General features: G+C 65.9%; 2 protein-coding genes. Both read right to left on the bottom strand.

The features are described from left to right. Positions 1 to 48: 48 nt before the first annotated feature. Complete coding sequence (locus tag Q1V87_RS06390) at positions 49 to 1068, bottom strand: sugar-transfer associated ATP-grasp domain-containing protein (protein ID WP_300591344.1); 1020 nt, start codon at positions 1066 to 1068, stop codon at positions 49 to 51. Positions 1069 to 1149: 81 nt separating this feature from the next. Next, on the bottom strand, positions 1150 to 2031 hold an 882-nt coding region (locus Q1V87_RS06385; RefSeq protein ID WP_300591342.1), incomplete at its 5' end, for a TauD/TfdA family dioxygenase.

The following is a 2031-nucleotide window of genomic DNA, read 5'->3' as shown; positions in this document are numbered from 1 at the left end:
AAACGAGCGCCGAGCGACTCAACCGAACGCGCGGCCCGGTCGGACTGATCAAAAGCCCATCGCCTTCTGGTACCGCGGGCGGTGTCCGGTGCGGATGCCGAGCACGCTCGGCTTGTTCTCGTAGACGCCCGTGGCCCAGTTTCCCTCGATGAGCACGGGCCCGTCGGGGGTCACGGCGATGTCCCAGCCGACGTACTGCACCTGCGGGACGTGACGCGCGACCTTGTCGACGAAGGCGATGACCTCATCGAACATCGGCAGCTGGAAATCAGCGATAGGGTAGCCCGAATCGGGGTGGAGCTTGTGCACGTGTCCGTGCGAGTCGTAGCCGTCGCCGAGCGACGCTCCGGTCTCGGGGTCGAGCATCGTGTAGAAGCCGCCGAAGTCCATCTGGTCAGCCACCTGTCCACGGCCGAACTTCTGCGCGATCGCGAGGATGTGGGTCTTCTCCCCGTCGAAGAAGGCGGCAACGCGGGTCGAGTTGACCGTGCCCGCACAGACGGCTGCGACATCCGGATGCTGCACGATGTTCTCTTCGATCAGCAGTTCGCCGCGCTCGCGCAGCTGCGCGTGGAAGTCGGTCCAGTCCTCGATCTCAGTCGAGTAATACCGGTTGATGGCCGCGCCCGATCGACCCGCCTGCTTCTTGGTGATGAGCACCGGGTGCGCATCGCCGAAGGCGCGCAGCTCGTCGACGTTATCGTCGGTGACCATCATCCAGTCACGGCCGAGGTACTCCGAGAAGACGCGGTCGAACTCCCACTTGTCGTAGAAGATTCCACGGTATTCGGGGTCATCGAACGTGTAGGAGTACTTGTTCGAATGGGGGTGCGTCATCATCGTGCGCCGCTCACGGCGGTTCAGGATGGCGAAGTCGTAGTCCACGTAGTCCTGGAAGCCGACCTGGTGGAACGTCGCCTGCCAGAACATGTCAACGACCACCGCGGGTGTCCACTTGTGGAACTGCGTTGATACTTCCCGGGCCCGCTCGATGACCGAGGGGAGGTCGATGACCTTCAGCCGGGCCACCATGTATCCGAAGCGCGAACCGAGTCCTCGCGATGCCATCGATCTCTCTTTCCGAAGGGTGCTGCCCTCACACGTCGGCCGGCACCCTCGGGGGCGCCGGCCGCGTGCGATCAGCGAATGTCAGGCGCTTACCAGCTCGTTTTCGACCACACGGTGGTGGTTGATGCGGCGGTCGGCCGAGCGGCCGAGGTCATCGGTGATGATGACGCGCTGCAACCAGCGGTCGGTGCCGTCGTAGCGGGGTTCGAAGGGGGTGCGAGCGTGCATGACGCGGCGGTTGTCGAAGAGCAGGATGTCGCCGGCGCCGAGGGTCACGTAGATACCCTCCTTGTCGGCGCCGTCGTGGAACGCCTTCAGCGCCGCGGCAGCCTCGTCATCGCCGGTGACGGCGGCGGCGCAGTCCATGTCGATGCGAACGAAACGCTTGCCGTCCTCGCCGTAGAGCGCCGCACCCTGGACGCCGTCTTCGGGGCGACCCGTTCCGCCGGATGCCTTGTCGATGCCGTGCATGAAGCGCGGCTGACGGAGAACCGCCTCGTCGTCGGCCGAGAGGTCGATGCGGTCGACCGGCGCCAGCGCCGTCTGAACCCGCTCGTCTCCGCGGACGCAGAACAGGCCGACGAACTGCGGGTGCGCGTCGTCGAAGGCATCCTCGGAGTGCCAGTCGAGCAGGCTCCGGCTCCCGGTGCCGACGGCGTCGTACTCGTGGCCGGGGATCGGCGTGACGTTCTGAATCAGCGCACCACGGTGCTGCCGTGCGAACGAGAAGACCTCACCGGCGACAGCGGCGAAGGCCAACAGTGCAGCCTCCGTTACGGGGTCACGATCCTTGCCCTCGAACGCCACCGGGTCACGCGGGCTCTCGCCCATGTCGTCCTGGTCGACCGTGAGTCCGTGGAAGAGCACTCCCCCGTCCGGGACCTCGGCCCGCGCGAACTGACGGATGATCTCGACGGTCTCGGGGTCGGCTGCATCGAAAGCCGCCTTGGCATCGGCGAGCAG

Origin of the sequence: Microbacterium sp., assembly GCF_030149085.1 — a bacterium.
GTDB lineage: Bacteria > Actinomycetota > Actinomycetes > Actinomycetales > Microbacteriaceae > Microbacterium.
The sequence above is the reverse complement of the archived record's forward strand: the minus strand, read 5'-3'. Positions and strand labels throughout refer to the sequence as shown.